Source organism: Flagellimonas sp. L-11 (assembly GCF_056857735.1).
In genome coordinates this window covers 29641-47916 of the sequence record NZ_JBSXNR010000077.1, presented here as the reverse complement: position 1 = coordinate 47916, position 18276 = coordinate 29641, and the positions used below count along the sequence as shown (strand labels likewise).

At 43.3% G+C, this 18276-nt stretch carries 22 protein-coding genes and 1 pseudogene; 15 read left to right on the top strand and 8 right to left on the bottom strand.

The window, feature by feature from the left end; genetic code table 11:
• Positions 1–25: 25 nt before the first annotated feature.
• The 6 genes from AC13CC_RS15665 to AC13CC_RS15640 all read left to right on the top strand — a co-directional run bounded on the left by AC13CC_RS15665 (position 26) and on the right by AC13CC_RS15640 (position 7365).
• Positions 26–1621: an alkaline phosphatase family protein gene (locus tag AC13CC_RS15665; RefSeq protein ID WP_482877947.1), complete on the top strand. Its 1596-nt coding sequence runs from the start codon at positions 26–28 to the stop codon at positions 1619–1621.
• 2 nt (positions 1622–1623) lie between these two features.
• On the top strand, positions 1624–2895 hold the full coding sequence (locus AC13CC_RS15660; RefSeq protein ID WP_482877946.1) for a ComEC/Rec2 family competence protein: 1272 nt from the start codon (positions 1624–1626) through the stop codon (positions 2893–2895).
• Positions 2873–4243: a (R)-1-hydroxy-2-aminoethylphosphonate ammonia-lyase gene (pbfA, locus tag AC13CC_RS15655; protein WP_482877945.1), complete on the top strand. Its 1371-nt coding sequence runs from the start codon at positions 2873–2875 to the stop codon at positions 4241–4243. Before AC13CC_RS15660 ends, pbfA begins: the two co-directional genes overlap by 23 nt.
• The gene (locus AC13CC_RS15650; protein ID WP_482877944.1) at positions 4243–5847 is read left to right on the top strand and encodes a fibronectin type III domain-containing protein; all 1605 of its coding nucleotides are present in this window, start codon (positions 4243–4245) and stop codon (positions 5845–5847) included. Before pbfA ends, AC13CC_RS15650 begins: the two co-directional genes overlap by 1 nt.
• Positions 5837–6913 carry a phosphoglyceromutase gene (locus AC13CC_RS15645; protein WP_482877943.1) on the top strand — a complete coding sequence of 359 codons (1077 nt, stop codon included), beginning with the start codon at positions 5837–5839 and terminating at the stop codon, positions 6911–6913. The genes AC13CC_RS15650 and AC13CC_RS15645 overlap by 11 nt, the downstream gene beginning before the upstream one ends.
• Before the next feature lie 119 nt (positions 6914–7032).
• On the top strand, positions 7033–7365 hold the full coding sequence (locus tag AC13CC_RS15640; protein ID WP_482877942.1) for a hypothetical protein: 333 nt from the start codon (positions 7033–7035) through the stop codon (positions 7363–7365).
• 367 nt (positions 7366–7732) lie between these two features.
• Here AC13CC_RS15640 and AC13CC_RS15635 read toward each other — a convergent pair whose 3' ends face one another.
• The 7 genes from AC13CC_RS15635 to AC13CC_RS15605 all read right to left on the bottom strand — a co-directional run bounded on the left by AC13CC_RS15635 (position 7733) and on the right by AC13CC_RS15605 (position 11389).
• On the bottom strand, positions 7733–8788 hold the full coding sequence (locus tag AC13CC_RS15635; protein WP_326278142.1) for an alpha/beta fold hydrolase: 1056 nt from the start codon (positions 8786–8788) through the stop codon (positions 7733–7735).
• Positions 8789–9310: 522 nt separating this feature from the next.
• Complete coding sequence (locus AC13CC_RS15630) at positions 9311–9715, bottom strand: hypothetical protein (protein WP_482877941.1); 405 nt, start codon at positions 9713–9715, stop codon at positions 9311–9313.
• Complete coding sequence (locus tag AC13CC_RS15625; RefSeq protein ID WP_482877940.1) at positions 9648–9974, bottom strand: helix-turn-helix domain-containing protein; 327 nt, start codon at positions 9972–9974, stop codon at positions 9648–9650. The genes AC13CC_RS15630 and AC13CC_RS15625 overlap by 68 nt, the downstream gene beginning before the upstream one ends.
• Before the next feature lie 8 nt (positions 9975–9982).
• Positions 9983–10312, bottom strand: coding sequence for a hypothetical protein (locus tag AC13CC_RS15620; protein WP_482877939.1), 330 nt, complete (start codon positions 10310–10312; stop codon positions 9983–9985).
• Positions 10313–10487: 175 nt separating this feature from the next.
• Positions 10488–10748, bottom strand: coding sequence for a hypothetical protein (locus AC13CC_RS15615; protein WP_482877938.1), 261 nt, complete (start codon positions 10746–10748; stop codon positions 10488–10490).
• Positions 10748–11044, bottom strand: coding sequence for a hypothetical protein (locus AC13CC_RS15610; RefSeq protein ID WP_482877937.1), 297 nt, complete (start codon positions 11042–11044; stop codon positions 10748–10750). The genes AC13CC_RS15615 and AC13CC_RS15610 overlap by 1 nt, the downstream gene beginning before the upstream one ends.
• 123 nt (positions 11045–11167) lie before the next feature.
• Positions 11168–11389 (bottom strand): hypothetical protein, encoded by a 222-nt coding sequence (locus AC13CC_RS15605; RefSeq protein WP_482877936.1) that lies wholly within the window; start codon positions 11387–11389, stop codon positions 11168–11170.
• Between AC13CC_RS15605 and AC13CC_RS15600 the strand changes: the two genes are divergently transcribed.
• Positions 11388–13085, top strand: a complete 1698-nt coding sequence (locus AC13CC_RS15600; RefSeq protein ID WP_482877935.1) for a helix-turn-helix domain-containing protein — start codon at positions 11388–11390, stop codon at positions 13083–13085. The genes AC13CC_RS15605 and AC13CC_RS15600 overlap by 2 nt on opposite strands.
• A 239-nt stretch (positions 13086–13324) precedes the next feature.
• Here AC13CC_RS15600 and AC13CC_RS15595 read toward each other — a convergent pair whose 3' ends face one another.
• Complete coding sequence (locus AC13CC_RS15595) at positions 13325–13567, bottom strand: hypothetical protein (RefSeq protein ID WP_326407834.1); 243 nt, start codon at positions 13565–13567, stop codon at positions 13325–13327.
• Positions 13568–13901: 334 nt separating this feature from the next.
• Between AC13CC_RS15595 and AC13CC_RS15590 the strand changes: the two genes are divergently transcribed.
• The 8 genes and pseudogenes from AC13CC_RS15590 to AC13CC_RS15555 all read left to right on the top strand — a co-directional run bounded on the left by AC13CC_RS15590 (position 13902) and on the right by AC13CC_RS15555 (position 18137).
• Entirely contained in the window at positions 13902–14276 is a 375-nt protein-coding gene (locus AC13CC_RS15590) for an ArsR/SmtB family transcription factor (RefSeq protein WP_482877934.1), read from the top strand.
• A complete protein-coding gene (locus tag AC13CC_RS15585; protein WP_482877933.1) occupies positions 14273–14659 on the top strand; it encodes a metal-sensing transcriptional repressor in 387 nt (128 codons plus the stop codon). The genes AC13CC_RS15590 and AC13CC_RS15585 overlap by 4 nt, the downstream gene beginning before the upstream one ends.
• A 41-nt stretch (positions 14660–14700) precedes the next feature.
• Positions 14701–14910 (top strand): hypothetical protein, encoded by a 210-nt coding sequence (locus tag AC13CC_RS15580; RefSeq protein WP_482877932.1) that lies wholly within the window; start codon positions 14701–14703, stop codon positions 14908–14910.
• A gap of 102 nt (positions 14911–15012) precedes the next feature.
• Positions 15013–15600, top strand: a complete 588-nt coding sequence (gene merTP / locus AC13CC_RS15575) for a mercuric transport protein MerTP (RefSeq protein WP_482877931.1) — start codon at positions 15013–15015, stop codon at positions 15598–15600.
• Positions 15600–15803 carry a GDCCVxC domain-containing (seleno)protein gene (locus AC13CC_RS15570; RefSeq protein WP_482877930.1) on the top strand — a complete coding sequence of 68 codons (204 nt, stop codon included), beginning with the start codon at positions 15600–15602 and terminating at the stop codon, positions 15801–15803. The genes merTP and AC13CC_RS15570 overlap by 1 nt, the downstream gene beginning before the upstream one ends.
• 24 nt (positions 15804–15827) lie before the next feature.
• A pseudogene (locus AC13CC_RS15565) lies at positions 15828–16056 on the top strand (IS982 family transposase); the annotation flags it as partial.
• Positions 16057–16318: 262 nt separating this feature from the next.
• Entirely contained in the window at positions 16319–16861 is a 543-nt protein-coding gene (locus AC13CC_RS15560; protein WP_326278127.1) for an RNA polymerase sigma factor, read from the top strand.
• A gap of 82 nt (positions 16862–16943) precedes the next feature.
• Positions 16944–18137, top strand: coding sequence for a FecR family protein (locus AC13CC_RS15555; RefSeq protein WP_482877929.1), 1194 nt, complete (start codon positions 16944–16946; stop codon positions 18135–18137).
• Positions 18138–18276: the final 139 nt, after the last annotated feature.

The following is an 18276-nucleotide window of genomic DNA, read 5'->3' as shown; positions in this document are numbered from 1 at the left end:
CCTATGGTCATGTGCTAATCCAGATATGGAAAAGAAGGATTTCGGTATAAAACATATCATTGTTATTGGGGTAGATGGTATGAGTCCCGACGGGATTCAAAAAGCAAATACACCAACCTTGGATTCCATGATTCAAAATGGGGCGGCAACCATGCATGCCAGATCTGTGATGCCGTCCAGTTCCAGTTCCAACTGGGCCAGTATGATCATGGGAGCCGATACCGAACAACATGGAGTAACTTCGAATGGTTGGGAAAAGTTCGACCACCAACTACCTCCAGTCGTAGTTACCGAAAATGGGACGTTTCCGACCATATTCACACTATTTAAAGACCAACAGCCAGAAGCGCATGTGGGCGCCATCTACGACTGGGACGGTTTTGGACGTTTGTTCGAAAAAGAGGATGTTGATTTTGATATAGATGGAGACCATGAGGACAAGACGACCCAAGCCGCAGTGGACTACATCAAAAAAAATACGCCGACGTTCACTTTTGTGCATTTGGATCATGTTGATCACGCAGGTCATGCCCAGGGCCACGGTACCCCCGATTATTATAAGTCCGTGGAAAAAGCGGATTCCTTGATTGCTAAAATTGTGGATGCCACAAAAGAAGCAGGCATTTTCGCAAAAACCATGTTCATTGTATCGGCTGATCACGGAGGATTGGGCTTTGGTCATGGAGGGGAAAGCCTGGCCGAAATGGAAATACCATTCATTTTGTACGGAGCAGGCATCAAAAAGGGCTACAAAATGGAAGAAACCGTGTATCAATATGACAATGCAACGACCGTTGCCTATGCGATGGCCTTGCAAACACCGCAAGCTTGGATAGGCAGACCTGTAAAAGGCGCTTTTATCGGAAAAGAAGCCCCAAAACTGATTTATGGGCGAAAGGAGCGGATAACCGCGCCAAAAATTTTTCCGGATGCTGGCTATTTTGAACCAGCTGGGGGAGTTTTTAAAGCAGATTCTGTTGCCGTGGTGATACAAAATCCAAATAATGTGGGGCAGATTCGGTACACCATTGGAAACAACCTACCAACATTGGAAAATAGCCTAGTCTACCAAGACACTTTTTATTTGAAACAAACCAACATTATCAAAGCAGGTATCTTTCAGAATGATCAGTTGGTGAGTACGGTTACAGCGGGTAATTTTAGAATTGTATCGGAGAGCAAACAAGACCCAGTCAAATTTAAGATGTATCAGGTGAGCGGCATAGAAAAATTGCCCGATTTTACATCGTTGAAGCCCATTTATGAAGGTGATGTCATCGAGTTTTCCCATAAGCAAGCACTGACCCACGATTTGCCACAAGAACAAGTAGCTATGGTCTTTGAAAGTTATTTGGAAGTAATCGAAAGCGGAAACTATAGTTTTTTCACCAATAGCGACGATGGCAGCAAGCTTTATGTAGACGGTATCGAAATCGTAGACAACGATGGTGGCCATGGCGTTGTGGAGCGCAGCGGTTCTTTGGAACTATCCGAAGGAAGGCACTTGGTACGCGTTACGTTTTTTAATGGTGGCGGAGGCTATCATTTGGATGTAAAATATTCCGGTCCTGACATCCCTAAACAAATTATTCCGGCAAATCAGTTGTATAGAGCAAAATAAGTATGTATCCAAACCTCAAAAAATCCTTTGTACTGCTCATTGTTTTAATGGTGCAGCTTTCACATGGGCAAAAACAACAATTGCCCGAGTGGCGACCCGGTTTTTTGGATATCCATCACATCAACACAGGTAGGGGCGATGCGGCTTTTATGGTTTTTCCCGATGGGACAACTATGTTGGTGGATGCCGGCGATATGTCCGAAACACATCCAAGGACAACATCTAGGAGAAATGCAAAATTGGTACCGAACAGGTCCAAAACGGCACCTGAATGGATTGTGGGTTATATCGATCAATTCCTGCCCAATAAGCTAGAACGAAAGTTGGACTACGCATTGATAACCCATTACCATGATGATCACTTTGGAGAGGTCGATTCCTTGCGCAAATTAGCTCCAGGGGGCTATCAACTTACGGGAATCATGGAGGTGGGCACTTTGATTCCGATTAAAACATTGATCGACCGTGGTTTTGATTATCCTATCGATCTAACCAACGAGCAAGTACAATCCAAAGAACGATTCACCAAGGATGCCTACGGAATGGTTCCTACCTTGGAGGAATATTGGAAGTTTATCCAGGTTCAATCAAAGCAAGCGGGCCTTGTAAATGAAGCTTTGGTTATTGGTAGCAACAATCAAATAAGATTACAGAACAATCCAAAGGATTATCCTGGATTCTCTGTCCAGAACATAGCATCCAACGGGAATATTTGGACAGGTTATGATGATACTTTTTACGCCCTTTTTAAAAAAGGGGAATATCCCGGGGAAAATCCTTTAAGCAATGTCATCCGAATAGATTATGGTAAATTCAATTATTATACGGGCGGTGATATCTCGGGAATAGATGGTTTTGGGCGAACCGATATGAATGCATTGGAGTCTTATGTGGCACCCGTTATCGGCGCTGTGGATGTGGCGACATTGAATCATCACGGCAATCGGGATTCACAGAACCCATTTTATGTGCGGACGATTCGCCCTAGGGTATGGATTCAGCAAAATTGGACGGCCGACCACCCGGGGGAGGAGGTCCTCAGAAGGATTACATCAAAAAAACTATACCCTGGTGACCGTGATATTTTCTCGACCATTATGCTGCAAGGCACAAAAGATGTGATTGGCGGCAGGTTGGATCTATACAAAAGCCAGAACGGGCATATAGTTGTTCGGGTGTACAACAATGGCGACACCTATAAGGTATATGTGTTGGACGACACCATGGAAGAAAGAAAAATAATAAGTGAACATGGCCCATACAAAGCACGATAGGCACAAGGTAGATTCTGTTGTGGAAGGTGACATCAACCTAACTTCCGCTCGGAACGAATGGTTGGAAAACGAGGTGAGCGAAGAAACCAAAAACCTATTGGAAAGAGATGCCAAGTACTTTATGCATCAATCCATGTCCACACCATGCTTGGATGTGCTCCAGAATTGTGAAGGCTCGTACATTGAAAGTATTTCAGGAAAAAAATATCTGGATTTTCATGGGAACAACGTACATCAAATTGGGTTTTCCCATCCAAAAATGGTGTCGCGTTTAACTGAGCAATTACAAAGCCTTACCTTCTCCACCCGAAGATATGCCAATGAGACCGCTATTCGGTTTGCGGAAAAACTAACCTCATATACTCCCAAAGGCCTTGACCGTATTTTGCTTACTCCCAATGGTAGTTCTGCTATTGGAATTGCCCTAAAATTGGCAAGGGCCGTAACAGGAAAACATAAAGTAGTCTCATTCTGGGATTCGTTCCACGGGGCTTCTCTGGATGCCATAAGTGTAGGGGGCGAGTCCGTTTTTCAGGAACATATGGGGCCATTAATGCCAGGTGTGGAGCGTATTCCGCCCCCAATCACCTATCGCGGTATTTTTGAAGGTAATGAGGAAAAAGCCTTGGAATATCTGCAATATGTTTTGGAGAAAGATCCTCAAATCGGGGCGTTTTTGGCGGAAACCATCCGTAATACCGATGTTCAGATCCCATCAAAAAAATTCTGGAAAGGAGCAAGGGCGTTGTGCGACAAGCATGGGGTGATACTGATTTTGGATGAAATCCCCATCGCTTTCGGACGCACGGGCAACATGTTTGCCTATGAGCTTTTTGATATTGAACCGGACATTCTATGTTTAGGTAAAGGTCTGGGCGGAGGAATCATTCCGCAAGCCGCCCTTGTTACACGTGAAGAATACAACAAGTTCGGACACATCTCACTTGGACACTACACCCATGAAAAAAGTCCGTTGGGCTCCATAGCGGGATTAACCCTATTGGAAGTGCTCGAAGATGAAGAAATTCTTCAAAAAGTAAAGGAAGACCAAGAGTTTATGCGGAAGAACCTTTATAAAATGTACCGTAAATATTCCTTGATCGGGGATGTGCGTGGCGTGGGACTTTTATGGGGCATTGAACTGGTGTCCGATAGAGCCACTAAGGAAAAAGCAACGGCCGAAGCCGAAGAAATCATGTACGAATGCCTAAGGCAAGGATTGAGCTTTAAGGTTTCCAAAGGAAATGTGCTCCAACTTTCGCCTCCATTGACCATAACCAGGGAAGAACTAGGGAAAGCCTTTGAAATATTGAACTGCGCCTTTTTAAAAACCAACACCATAGCCTAATGAAAAAAATCAGCCAATTACTCATCGTATTCTGTTTGGGTCTGATGGAGCTTACCGCCCAAACCGAACCCCAAATTTTAGTGCAGCCCTATCTTCAGGATGCAGAACCCAATTCCATTGTGATCATGTGGGAGACCACTAGTGGGGAAGAAAGCATCGTGGAATGGGGGCCCACTAAGAAACTGGGCAAAAAAACCTCTGGAGAGGCAGAGGATATCAATTTTTCCGATTCTAGGGTCCACACCGTTAAATTGGAAGGACTCAAACGCTTTACGGAGTACTATTATCGGGTAAAAACAGGAAAGGTACGGTCGGACATTTTCCAGTTCAAGACGCCACCGTTTTCAAGTAACGAAGAGTCCTTCAATATTGTGGCGATGAGCGATATGCAATATGATAGTGAACACCCCAACAAGTTTTCGGAAATCGTGAACCAAGGTGTACTTCAGTATTTGGAAAAAGAGCATGGAGGCAAGCTACCTGATAATTTGGCCATGGTTTTGATTCCAGGGGACTTGGTTTCTACGGGAAGCAAATACGATCAATGGAAAGAACACTTCTTCGACCCCGCAAAAAAACTCTTTGCCGAGGTGCCCGTATATCCCGTTTTGGGAAATCATGAGAGAAATTCAGTTTTTTACTTTAAATATTTTAATCTTCCGGAAAACGGAACAGCTGCTTATGCCGAACATTGGTGGTACAAGGATTATGGCAACACCCGAATCATAGGATTGAATTCCAACGAGGGTTACCGTGACCTTCGCGAACAATATGAATGGTTGGAGAAAGTGTTGGCCGATACCGAAAAGAACAATGACATTGATTTTGTGTTCGCCCAATTGCATCATCCGCACAAATCCGAGTTGTGGATTCCAGGGGAGGAAGAATCGACAGGAAAAGTAGTGAAAATGCTCGAGGAGTTTTCCACAAAAACAGGAAAGCCAAGTATCCACTTTTTTGGACACACCCATGGGTATTCGCGTGGACAGTCCCGTGATCATAAGCATTTGTGGATCAATGTGGCCTCGGCAGGTGGTGCCATAGACAATTGGGGCGAGTTTGAAGGCAGGGACTATGATGAGTTTACTGTTACCCAAGATGAATACGGTTTTGTCATGGTGGAAGTGGATGGTAACCGAAACGACCCTAAATTTACCGTTAAAAGAATTAGTCAGGGAAACAATGTGAGGTCTAGACAGAACGGGCTTCGGGACAGTATTACCATTTGGCGATTGGAGAAAAAACCCGATGCCCCAACAGTGGTTTCCCCAAAGCACAATGAAATTGTGAAGGACGAATTTGCCGTGTTGAAAGCAGATGGGTTTTCGAGTTCGCTGAGTAGTGCTTTTCATGCTGCCGCCCATTGGCAGATGTCCGAAACTCCTGACTTTGAAAAGTTGGACTTGGACAGCTGGAAACAGTTCGAAAACTGGTATTACATGGAAAACCGTCAAAAAGAGGACGATTTGACCGATGAAAGAACCAATCGATTACAACCCAATACTACCTATTATTGGAGGGTTCGGTATCGTGATCAAAACCTGAACTGGAGCGATTGGTCCGAAACAGCTACATTTAAAACACCACAGGAAAATGAAAAATAGAATTTTGTTTTTGATAGCTGCTTTTGCGGCAATATTCAATAGCCATGCGCAAAATGAAACAGAAACCAAAGTAATCTTGATCACTTTGGATGGTTTCCGTTGGCAGGAATTGTTCACCGGAGCCGATTCCCTTTTGATCGACAATAAAGGTTATGTCCATAATGCTGAAATGTTAAAGGAAGCATTCTGGAGAGATACCCCCAAAGAAAGAAGGGAAGCGCTATTGCCATTTATCTGGGGCCAAGTGGAAAAGATGGGGCAAATCCATGGCAACCGAAAGTTGGGCAGCAAGGTAAACTTGACCAACTCCATGTGGTTTTCCTATCCGGGCTACAACGAAATTTTGACGGGAACCGCCGACGATGGCAACATCCGGAGCAACGATAAAATACCAAACCCCAACATTACCGTTTTGGAACGGTACAATAACACTCCCGAAGGAAAAGGCAAAGTAGCCGCTTTTGGCAGTTGGGACGTGTTTCCGTTCATCATCAACGAAGAACGTTCCGGGATTCCCGTAAATGCAGGTTTTGAAGCTGCCACAGAAAATTTGAACGAAAGGGAAAGGTTCTTGAACCAACTTCAGGAGCAAATACCAAGTCCATGGGGCTCGGTGCGATTGGATGCCTTCACCCATCATTATGCCTTGGAGCACATGAAAAAGGAGCACCCAAAGCTGGTCTATATCTCCTACGGGGAAACGGATGATTTTGCGCATGATGGCGATTACCAAGCGTATCTTAAATCTGCAAATAATACGGACGGCCTAATTAAAGAAATCTGGGAATTTACCCGACAAGATGAATTCTACAAGGACCAAACCGTGTTTTTGATCACCACCGACCATGGGAGGGGAACACAGCCATTGGATACCTGGAGAAGTCACGGAAGTGATATAAAAGGAGCCGGTGCGGTTTGGATGATCGCTTTTGGAAAAGGCATTAAACCCAAAGGGGAAATAGATAGGGAAGAGCAGTTGTACTCCAATCAGCTTGCACCTACCATACTACAGTATATGCGAATTCCTTTTCCCAAAGGGATAAATCGCATTCCCATGAAATTATAGAAAACAAGTGGATTTTATTTAGTTTAAGTTGTTTGAAAGGCATGGTTTTGATACTGTGCCTTTTCTATAAAGTTTCAGAATGAACATTACGTGAAGACATTAAAGTATTTAGAGATAAAGTGATAGGCTTCGATGCACCACTTTCTGAAGGTAAAAGAACATATACCTATTCTGGTGCCAACTTTACCATTGCACAGCAACCTTTACAAAAATATGAACAATACTTAGTTGAAGCTGCCCAACTACTGTTATCTAGATTTGAGAATCATCCAAAATACAACAAACTAGCAGAAGCCTTAATCAATTTCCAAGATGAGGAGGAGCAACAAAATGATGCAAAAAGAATCTTGTTTTATGACCATAGTGAAGAATACAAAGGAATAAAATTCTTAAATCCATTGTATCCAGCAATTAAGAAAAAGCAGGTGCTACAAATAAATTTTAAAGGATAGGATTTAAGGACGAATCGTCTTTAGTGTTTGAATTTCATCCTCACATACTTAAGCAATAGAAGATGGTTTGCAAAGCCTTTTAAAATCAAGTCATTCCACCTGAGTGGGAACGACTGCTTAAAAAAGGATTACCAAAAATAATTGAAGGGAAAAATAAGGTCCGATTTCCGATGCTGTATCAGAAAATTTATCGATAAATTGGGAGGGCGTATTGGGCAAATTCCGACTCAAATAGCCGTTCAATGGATTTTGTTATTGAGCAATGTTTGTCCGATAAGTTTTTATATGCCCAAGTTTTATTTTTAACCTAAAGCAGAGCTTACGCTTTTCAAGGGATTGTGCGCCTTCCCGGGGAGTTGGTTTTCCCTTATTTGGTGCTCAAGTGGTTTATAAAATTTAGAATTGGATCAATAATTAGTTCAGGGGAATCCCTATACTCGTATCCCACAATTTGGGCAACCTCTATTTTTTGCAGCTTTATATTATCACCATAAGCGTTTATGAGTTTGTCCTGGGCTTCAAGTATGGCGGGGTAAACAACCTGCATATGGTATTGGTACATCCTTTTTTGTTTAACGGTGTCGCTGTCCAATTCTAAAAAATATTCTCTTGCAATAGAGTCTTGGATAGTAGAAAGTATTGCCCGTCTATATGATGGGTCATCAGCTAGTCGGTCTAACATATCCCTGGTGCGAGAGGGAGCAATTTCGTTTCTTACATCCTCCATAAGAGGAGATCCCACATATACTAATGCACCAAGGCCTTTTTCCGAACCTTGTCTTCCATTTCTTGATACAATAGCAAGAGCAGGAACATTTATTTTAATGGAATCGGATATGTAATGTTTCGGCCGGTAAGATCTTCTGGCTTTATTGATAGTCAAAAAATCGGTTTTTTCCGGATTAGAACTTGGGCTTGCTCTTAAGAACATCTCAAAGGCATGAGTTGGGTCTTCATAATTCTCTTTTATCCATGGCACCGATAAACCGTTTAAGTAAATTACCCCCGCTACCCTTTGAGGGTAATTTTCAGCTAAATAAGTGAGTTCGGCAGTGACCGAAGCGTTACCAACAAATACAGCCTTTTTAATTTTCATTGCATCGGCAAAAGCGATCAAGTGGTTTCCTTGGCTTTCTACATCATAATCCCCCATACCGGAATCACCATATCCAGATCGGGTAATAGCAAGAACCTTATTATGTTCAGTCAAAAGTTGCCCAAAGTTTTGGAAAGTAAATGCGCTCCACGCTTCTGAATGAACGAGGATTATGGGTAAACCTTCTCCTCCAAAATCTAGGTAATGAGTTTTGATTCCGTTGACTTCAATAAACTCACTATTATAATTTGAATCACTTTTGTTTTGGCCATGAATATTGCAAAAAGGCAAAACTAAAAGGATTAGAATGGATAATGATTTTTCCATAGTCATATGGCTGTTATTCACAATTTAGTTGTTAAATGCACTACAACTAGTTTAAAAAGGCAGAACAAAAAAAAGTAAATATTGAGTTTTTAAATTTTTCATATACAAAGTACAACTTATTTATATATACCTTTCTTTCTTTGTCACTCACTGATAATTGGTTGAGAGTACAGAATTTTGATGCCATTTGTCAAGCATTACACATGTTACGACAATAAATTTTTGGGAGGCTGTAAAGCCTAAATGTAGGAATTTTACAGAAAGCCTACGCCGCATAAAACCTTGATCTAATTAAAAGTAACCATTGTGAGTCATTGGCTATGTTTTGAATTCCCTTCTGGATGATTTCCATTCGTTCATCAGCCTGTTCGTAATATAAGCTTCCACGAATCGCGGTTAAGATAGTCTTATCATTTTTGAAGATACTTAGCTTCTTGACCAAGAATTGTTTTACTTCTTTTTCAGATGCAAGAGGTTGCCCATCAATAGTTGAGGTGTAGTTAAATAGATAGGCTATATCCTCTAAATCGTGGCTGGCGTAAATATCTTTGATTCCCCTGTCAAAAAAGCTTCCATTTTTGTAGCAACAAAGTAGGGTAGTGGTAACACTTTTATGACTACTTTGGCCAAGGTTTTGGTCATAGCTTTTTCAAAACCTTTAGCAAACCATGGGTTGGATGGAGCCCAACCTACACTTTGAGTGGACATTACATCAACTTTCAAATCTTCATATCGAAACCGACAGTTCACGATGTCTTCTTCGCTTTGTGTAAATCCTTTTTCAATCAGCTGTTCCCTTAACCCTTCTAACTCCGCGAAGCTGGCCAGTTGAAAAGTGAGGTCAAGATCTTTTGTGGGCCTAATATCTGCTACGGTAGGAAGTCGGGGATACGGATGCATTGCGCTTAAAGAACTTACTGAACGCATAGGGAGTGTTGAACCCGAGCTGATAGGCAATTTCCTTGATGGATCTCGGGCCGCTTAACAGTACTTTGGCCTCTTCCATCAAGAGCTGCTGGATATGGTCCTTGGCCTTACGTCCCGTATTGTTTTTGAGGACCCTGGAGAGGTGGTCTGGTGTTACCCGAAGACGCTTGGCATAAAAAGCTACTTGGTGCTGCGAGCCGTAATGGCGCGTGAGCAATTCCATAAATTGCAATACCAAAAAATGTCCGGCGGTGTTCATGATCGAGGTCAAAGGGTTTTCTTTTTGGACCAAACGATCCAGTTCCCACAATAGCATGTAAAGCCCGTACCGCAGGGCAATCCCATGGGCAGGGGAGGGAGTGGTTGGAGGATCTTGAAGAGTTTGAACAACCAAAGGAGCTCTTTGGTTTTAAGATCAATCGTGCGGGTCTGTCGCTCCCAATGCTGAAATAGGGTTCTGGGGAATACCCTGTTGGTATCTCCATGGAGCTGCTTTGGGTCAAGGCCAACAATGCCCATTTCAATAGGGGAAAGGGATAGCCGGAGGAACCAGTTCCTACCTCGGGGCAGTAAAAGTGGTCGTCCGGGATATAGCATATGGGCGACTTGCTCGATTACTATTTGTACCCTCCCTTTTTTGACCAGGAACAGCAGGGCGTGCAGACTGTCAAAATGGGTATGGACCGCACTTACTTACTTGCTATCCTTGATAAAAAGGATAACCAGCCCGCTATCGGTCGCTTTCCACGGTAGTCGGACCGTTCCAAAAGGATCAACGTTCCCCGATATCCATGAGTTTTGAAAACAATGTGCTTAGCGTTGGGAAAAGGTTGCACAGCACAGTGATGAACAAGAGCCGGGCCGGTTTTCCGGGATGAACACGTTTGGTAATGCCTTCCGGATTGAAATGGTCGACCAATTGATCGTAACCGAACAGTTCAATGACAATCCAAATGGCCCATAGGTTGATGGTCATCAGGACCATGGGCCCAAGGAGCTGCCATTTTCGTTGTGAACGGTCACGGGATTCCATCAGTTTTCCAGACTAAAGGGTTCGGCCTCGGGCATGGGGGCGATGGAATCGAAATCGGGATTGGCCAGATGTCGTATAATATCCTGTGGCTTCCCAACGGCATTGGGGATAGACAGGTCCCAGTCCTCATCTTCGATGACCGAGTCGGTGTCATGGGCCATTGGTTGCAATGGCAACTGTTGTTTTGATGGTGAAGCGAGGCTATCCCCTAGTGGATAGTCATCATTGAGGTTATCGGGGGTGCAGGCCACAAGGGTGCATATGGCCAGGGCAAAGGTGTAAATGGAATGTTTCATTGTAATGGATTTTAATTGACCAATAATTGAATCGGTCCATGCTCACCCGGGTAATCTGAACCTTGCTGACCGCCGTTGCTACGGAGGTGTTAAGGGTTGAATTCGATGTAAAACTAGGGGCGATCAAGGTATCGGTGCAAGGGCTTGTTCGGTGATTTCCCGAAAAGGACGGGTGCCTTTCCTGAAATCGTCATAGCTGCTTTTTTCAGGTTGTGTAAGTGAAAACCCACAATTTATACTATCTTCGAAGGATATCGCCCTTCCATCGTCCACGCCGGTGCATCGCCGGTCCGTTCCCCGAAGATGGAGGTACCATGGTTCCCCCCTTTTTAGTTCTATAGCCATGCAACGACCAAAGATTGGTAGACTGACCCTATTGATGTTCCTCATGGGTATGGGCACCCTATGTGCCCAGCATCCGTTGGGCAATCCCGATTCCCTCCTGGGACTCGAATATCCGGTCCTATTTGAGCGGATCAAGCGCGCAGGGCAGGATACCACCCAACAACAACTCTATCTTAAGGCCTATCTGGAAAAGGCTGTAAAAGAAAACAATGAATTCCAACGGGTACAAGGCTATAAAAACTATCTGCATCGTTCCTTGGGAAAGGGTAGACTGGCTTATGCGGACAGTATGGTCCTTAGCGCCAGAGCTGCCAAGGACACTGCTTTGATCGGGTCGGCCTATCTCACCAAGGGGATTGTGTTCTACAGCGAAAAAAAGTACAAACGGGCCCTGGAAAATTACCTTATGGCCGATGGATTCCTGGCCCGTACCGATGATGCATACCTGCACCATAAGCTTCAATACAATATTGCCCTGGTGAAATATTACACCGAACATTATGATGAGGCCGTCGCCCTGCTTGATGAAGGTCTGGCGTATTTTAAGGCCCATAGCGTGCCCGGGTACCTGAATTCCCTATTGTTGCTCGGACGTTGTCACCAGCAGATGGAAAACTATGGCCTAAGCCGTAAGGCCAATACCTTGGGCATGGAAGAGGGGCAAAGGCTGGGGTATCTCGGCTTGAACAGGTATTTTGTGCAGTCCGAGGGAATCAATTATGCCCTGCAGGGGAACTATCCCATGGCCATAGTACACCTGGACAGTAGTCTTCGATTGATACGACAGAAAGGAAATGATTTTGCCAATGAGGTGCTGACCGAATTTTACCTTGGGCGCTGCCATTGGGAATCGAACCAATGGGAAAGGGCCGTGGGATATTTTAAACAGGTTGATGCCCATTTTAGGGAGCGGAACTACATCAAAGCGGAACTGCTGGGGGCCTATAGCTACCTGGCTGAATACTACGGTGTCATGGAAAGGCCCGACCTGCAGTTGACCTATTTGGAGCGGCATATCGAGGCCATTGATTTTTTGCACGAACAGCACCAATATCTGGACGATACTATCAAGGATGGCTACGATCTGAAAAGTATGCAACGGGAGAAACAGCAGATGGAAGGAATTTTGAAGGTCAGGGAGCGGCAGAAGAACATCGGGATTGCAACAGCGGTGCTGTTGTCGATCCTGTCGCTATGGTTGGTCTGGCGCTACCAGCGCAGCCGGAAGCTGTACCAAAAAAGGTTCGAGGCCATACTTTCCGGGGAAAACCCGCCTGCCCGGAAAATGGAAAAAAGCCATATTGTTCCTTCCCACTCTTTGGAAATTTCCCAGGAGAAAATCGATGCGGTGTTGGCCCGTCTGGAACGTTTTGAAGGCCGTCGGGACTTTCTGGACCGAAAGATGTCCGCGGGCAAATTGGCGGTCCAGGCCGAAGTGAACGGGAAATACCTCTCCCAGATCATTACCCATTACAAGGGAAAGCGCGTGATGGCATATATCAATGACCTAAGGGTGGACCATATCATTGCACAAATGAAACAGGACCGAAAGTTGGCCCATTACAGCAATAGTTCCCTGGCCGGGGAGGCGGGGTTCAACAGTGAACGCACCTTTGTCAAGGCCTTTAAATCCCGGGTGGGCATCACCCCGATGTTCTTTATGGAGCGCCTAAAGGCAAAACAGAGCACCGTGTAGAAGGCCATAATAACCAGTTGTCCATGGAACTATGCCCTAAGGGCGGTATACAAATACCACAACAAGGGTATTTTTTGGGCGTGTCCCCTCTGGGCCGGGCTTTTTCGTTGCAAGGCCTGATGGCAAGGATTCAGGGCCTTTCACTGCAATCCCTCTCTGGGAAAATTGGGTTGCTGAACCACTGCTACCTTCCAGAAAAGGGGGATGCTTTGATGAAAGGATTTGTTACTGGCGATGGTTCACTTGGAATTGATCGACTTCAGTACAAAATCTGCTCTTTCCTGAACAGCAACCCTGGGAACCTCAATTTGGTCATATTGGTAGCTTCGATAGGTCTGGATTATTTTGTTGTAGGTGAACACCGATTCGTTCCAGTCCTGTGTCCGCTGGGCATTGGTCACCGCCACCCTTGACAGAGCGGACATAAAAACGGCGGGATTCGACTCCAAGAACTTTCGCTCGGCCTGTGCCAGAAGGGACATCAATGCCAAACATATGTTTCAACAAACGTAACGGCAGAGTGTAAAAGGAACAAATATTTTGACCAGGACTTTAAGACCAGAGATATGCCGTTGAACACACCAACGCATGGATTGACAGTTTCAGGTCGCTGCTCAACCGGTTCGATCTGACCATTGAAAGCAAGAAAGGATTCAACTTCTTATCATTTATAATAATAGCATTGAAAAATTCAAACCAAGAAAGTTTAAATGGGTTTAATTATTTAGAAATTCTGCCAAAGCAAGATAAACCATTAATCAAGTGAACTTTTATTTAAGTATTTGCTTAAATAATATCTTTACCTATCTTTATGTTATGAACAACATATCCTGTATACGACAACAAGCAGATGCGGAGCAGATCGATCGTTGCAGGGAGAGCGTTGAAGAACTCAGTGGCCCGTTCGCACACCTGTCCAACGGACTTGCACTGGCGGGCAGCCAAGTTCGATTGAAGATCCTGTACCTGCTCCATGGGGAGGAAAGGCTCTGTGTATGCGATCTCAGTGACATCCTTGGGATGACGGTCCCGGCGGTTTCGCAGCACCTGAGAAAGCTCAAGGACCGAGGGCTACTTGAAAGGGAAAGACATGCACAGACCATTTTTTACTCCCTTGCGGGGGAATATGAGCAACTGTTCATGCCCTTTTTTGAAATATTGGACGAAAGGAAAACAACAGAAGCGTTATGATCTCTTCAGATTTGACCAAGGACATCAAAGTATCCATCAAAACGGCCATGGGCCAGTTGAACTACGTGTTGGAACAGGTGGATGACGAACGGCGGGCAGAGAATATCCTGCTCCAACTGAAGGCCGTCCGGGCCATTTTGGACAAAGCTACATTTGAACTTTTGGACGATGTGTACCGAAAGGCCATGGCGGAAAAGATATCTGCCGCACACCAAAACTGCCCTGGAAACTGTGGGGAGGAGGTCAATATAGAACGGTTGCGAAGGCTGTTCCCTGAGTTTTCCCTTGAAGATGTTCCACAAAAGCTCAAAGAAGCGGAAGGGGTCGAGATTCGCATGAAAAAATATTTATCCGAAAAAAACTTGGACACCCCCCATCCCTGAGCCCTAACTTGGAGGCATTGTTCAATTTAAAAACAGAGACCATGAAAAACAAAATGATAGTGCTTGCAGCAGCAGGAATGTTGACCTTGACTGGACTTGCTTATGGACTTACCGCACCCAGCAATAACAGCTGTCCGCTTGAAGGAAGCCCGGACTGTCCAAAAGTTGGTTGCCCATTGGTGGGGACACCACAATGCCCCTATGAAAATGCAACAGCAGTGGAACACCCGGCTTGCTGTAAGAAAAATTAAAGGGAGAGGGGAGTGGGAGTTCCACTCCCCTTTTCAACTTCTTGACCTTAAAGGGATGGAATATAAAGAATGCATTGACGGTTGACCAAAAACAGAGAACAAATGAAGCATCTTTTTATGGCCATGGGGGCGGCTCTGTTAAGCTCATTTTGCTGTATCACCCCCGTATTGGCGCTTGTTGCAGGTACGAGCGGGCTGGCCTCGACCTTTTCTTGGCTCGACCCGATCAGACCCTATTTTGTTGGACTGACCGTTTTGGCCCTTGGGTTTGCCTGGTACCGGAAGCTAAGGCCCAAAAAGGAAATTGATTGCAATTGCGAAACGGAAGACAAGCCCAAATTTGTCCAAAGCAAAGCATTTTTGGGATTGATAACGGTTTTTGCAGGTCTGATGCTTGCCTTTCCCCTATATGCCCGTATTTTCTATCCGAAGGTTGAAAAACAAATAATTGTGGTGGACAGATCGAATATTCAAACTGTTGAGTTTTCCATAGATGGTATGACCTGTGCAGGCTGTGAGGCACATATGGACCATGAGGTGAACAAACTTCCTGGGATTATCTCATCGACCGCATCCTACGAAAAAGGGAACACCAAGGTCGAATTTAACACTTCAAAGACCGATATTGATGAAATCGAAAAGGCCATCAATGCGACCGGATATACCGTGACCGGCAAAGAAGAAGAGTAATGGATGTTATCCTACAATCGACCATCACCTGCCCCAATTGTGGACACCAGAAAGAAGAGGAAATGCCGATCGGGGCCTGCCAGTTCTTTTACGAATGTAAAAACTGCAAGACCGTATCAAAGCCGAAGCAGGGCGACTGCTGTGTGTACTGTAGCTACGGTTCGGTAAAATGTCCGCCGGTACAGGACAACTGTTCTTGCTGATTCCTGTCCCAATTATGTATCATCACGCCCATGAGACGCAACCAAAAAGAGTTCAGGGAACACCATACACCTTCAGAAAATCAAGGAAGCGGATAGAAACTCTGTTCTCATAGCTCTGCGACCATTTCTTAATACGAAGAAATTGTGCCAAGACATTTGAAGGGTTTAAGACCAAGGTCTTGGCAAAAGTGACGGAATTGACAATGGTACGGCATCGACAATGGTGCGGTACGTCAATCATTTTATATTTTAAAGGAGCATCAACAATATTAAAATCAGCATTGTTTAAAATGCACTACGGGCTAAATACAAATATCATTTATGCCATAAAAAACTAGTTTTCAGAGAACATCTTATCTCCCATGTTTAAAAGTAAATATGTTAGTAAAACGGCAAATTTTATTAAACTTAAAATAAATGAATATATTTAAAGATAATTTAATAAAATTTTAACCCAAATATTATATTCTATTGAATAAGGGTGCATCGGAAACTTTGATGTTTAATTATAGAAAATGGATTCCCCAACCGAAAATAAGATAAGAAGTTTATTCAAGGAAAATTATCAAGAGTGGTGCGTGCATTCTTTTGCATTTCTCCATAACATGGATGAAGCTCAAGATGTGGTCCAGGATGTATTGGTTAAAATTATATCAGGGAATAAACTTGAGGGTATTGCCAATCCCTCTTCTTATATTAAGGTGGCTGTTAAAAATGCCAGTTTACAGAGAATCAAAACAAAACAGAAAATCAGGAAGCTAGATGAAACCCCTCCCTTGATAGATTATTCTTATGAGCAAGAATTAATTGAACAAGAGAATAAAGCTAAAGTTCAAAATGCCCTAAATGTATTGCCTGATCAAAGTAAAAAGGTCTTTGAACTCTGTGTGATAGAAGGTCTGCAGTATAAGTATACAGCGGATATTATGGGAATATCCATTAATACGGTTAAATATCACTTAAAAAAGGCCTATAAAATCCTTAGGACAACCCTTAAGGATACCTATTTGTTCAACTTAATAGTTGTCATTGTCTACATTTTTTTTGTTAAAAAATAAAATTTCAATAAAAAATAACTACCCGTTTTTGTAAAATGATGATTATATAGGTAAACGTGCCATCGCACAATGTTTAAAGCCTATGGAAGTCGCACGACTTATTTATAAAAAACTTACATCTAAACTTGGCCCAAACGAAAACTTGGAATTTAATCAATGGTTATCGGCTTCAGAGGAAAACGAATTTGTATTTCAAAGCATCCGGAATTATTATAAGAAGGGCGGAGATATTTCAAAATTGAATCAACTGGACGCAGATAGTGCATGGAACAATATTCGCGAAAAATTTACTTCTACAAAGAGGAACAGAGTGATTCATATAGTCAAATCCACCTATAAATATGCGGCCATTCTTATAATTGCTTTGATAGCTGGATATTTTTATTGGGGGGAAAACAATGATCTAAACGAAATTACAGAGGTTCCAATAACTGATAAAGATGGTGTTGTAATAGTTCTTGATAGTGGTGAGGAGATAGCGCTTTCGCCAACAGGCAAGCAAGAATTGGTAGATAAGGCAGGGAACAAATTTGGAGAGAAAGAGGGACATCAGTTAAGTTACTTAGGGGAAAATCCAAAGGATGAATTGATATACAATACATTATGGGTTTCCAATGGAGAGCGTTTTGACGTTGTTTTATCCGACAGCACCCACATCTATTTAAATTCAGGGTCATCCCTGCGTTACCCTGTTACATTTTTACCTGGAAAGAAAAGACAGGTCTTTTTGGAGGGTGAAGCTTTTTTTGAGGTATCAAAGGATAAAAAACATCCATTTGTGGTTACGAGTGCCAATATGGATGTAGAAGTTTTGGGAACAAAGTTCAATGTCTATGCCTATCCAGAAGAAGATAGTATTAATACCGTTTTGGTTGAAGGCTCGGTGAGGCTTAATCCCAATCCATCTGAAATAAAAAAAGGGGACTCATTGATTCTTCAACCTGGGCATATTGCCTATTGGGACAAAAAAATGGTAGCTGCCAGTACCAAAAAAGTGGATACGGACATCTATACCAGTTGGATGGATGGAAAACTGGTGTTTAAGGGAATGAGGTTTAGGGATATCATCAAAAGGCTGGAACGACATTACAACGTTAGTATCTCCAATCAAAATGATAATCTAAATGAGCGCTTGTTCACGGCAACATTTGATGTAGAGACCATTGATGAGGTCTTGAGCACATTTGCGTCAGAAACAAAGTTTGAATACGAAATAAAGGAAAATCAAATAACCATATCAAAACAACCTCAAAAAACAATTAAGCCTATGAAATAAATGCACATAAAAAAATCGGGAAATGCTGCAACATATTCCCGATAGAGTTCATCAACTTAAAAATTAAGTTAACTAAAAACATTACAAAGGTATGAAAAATAATATTAAGGACACTGTGCCTTGTCTACCAATCAACCTG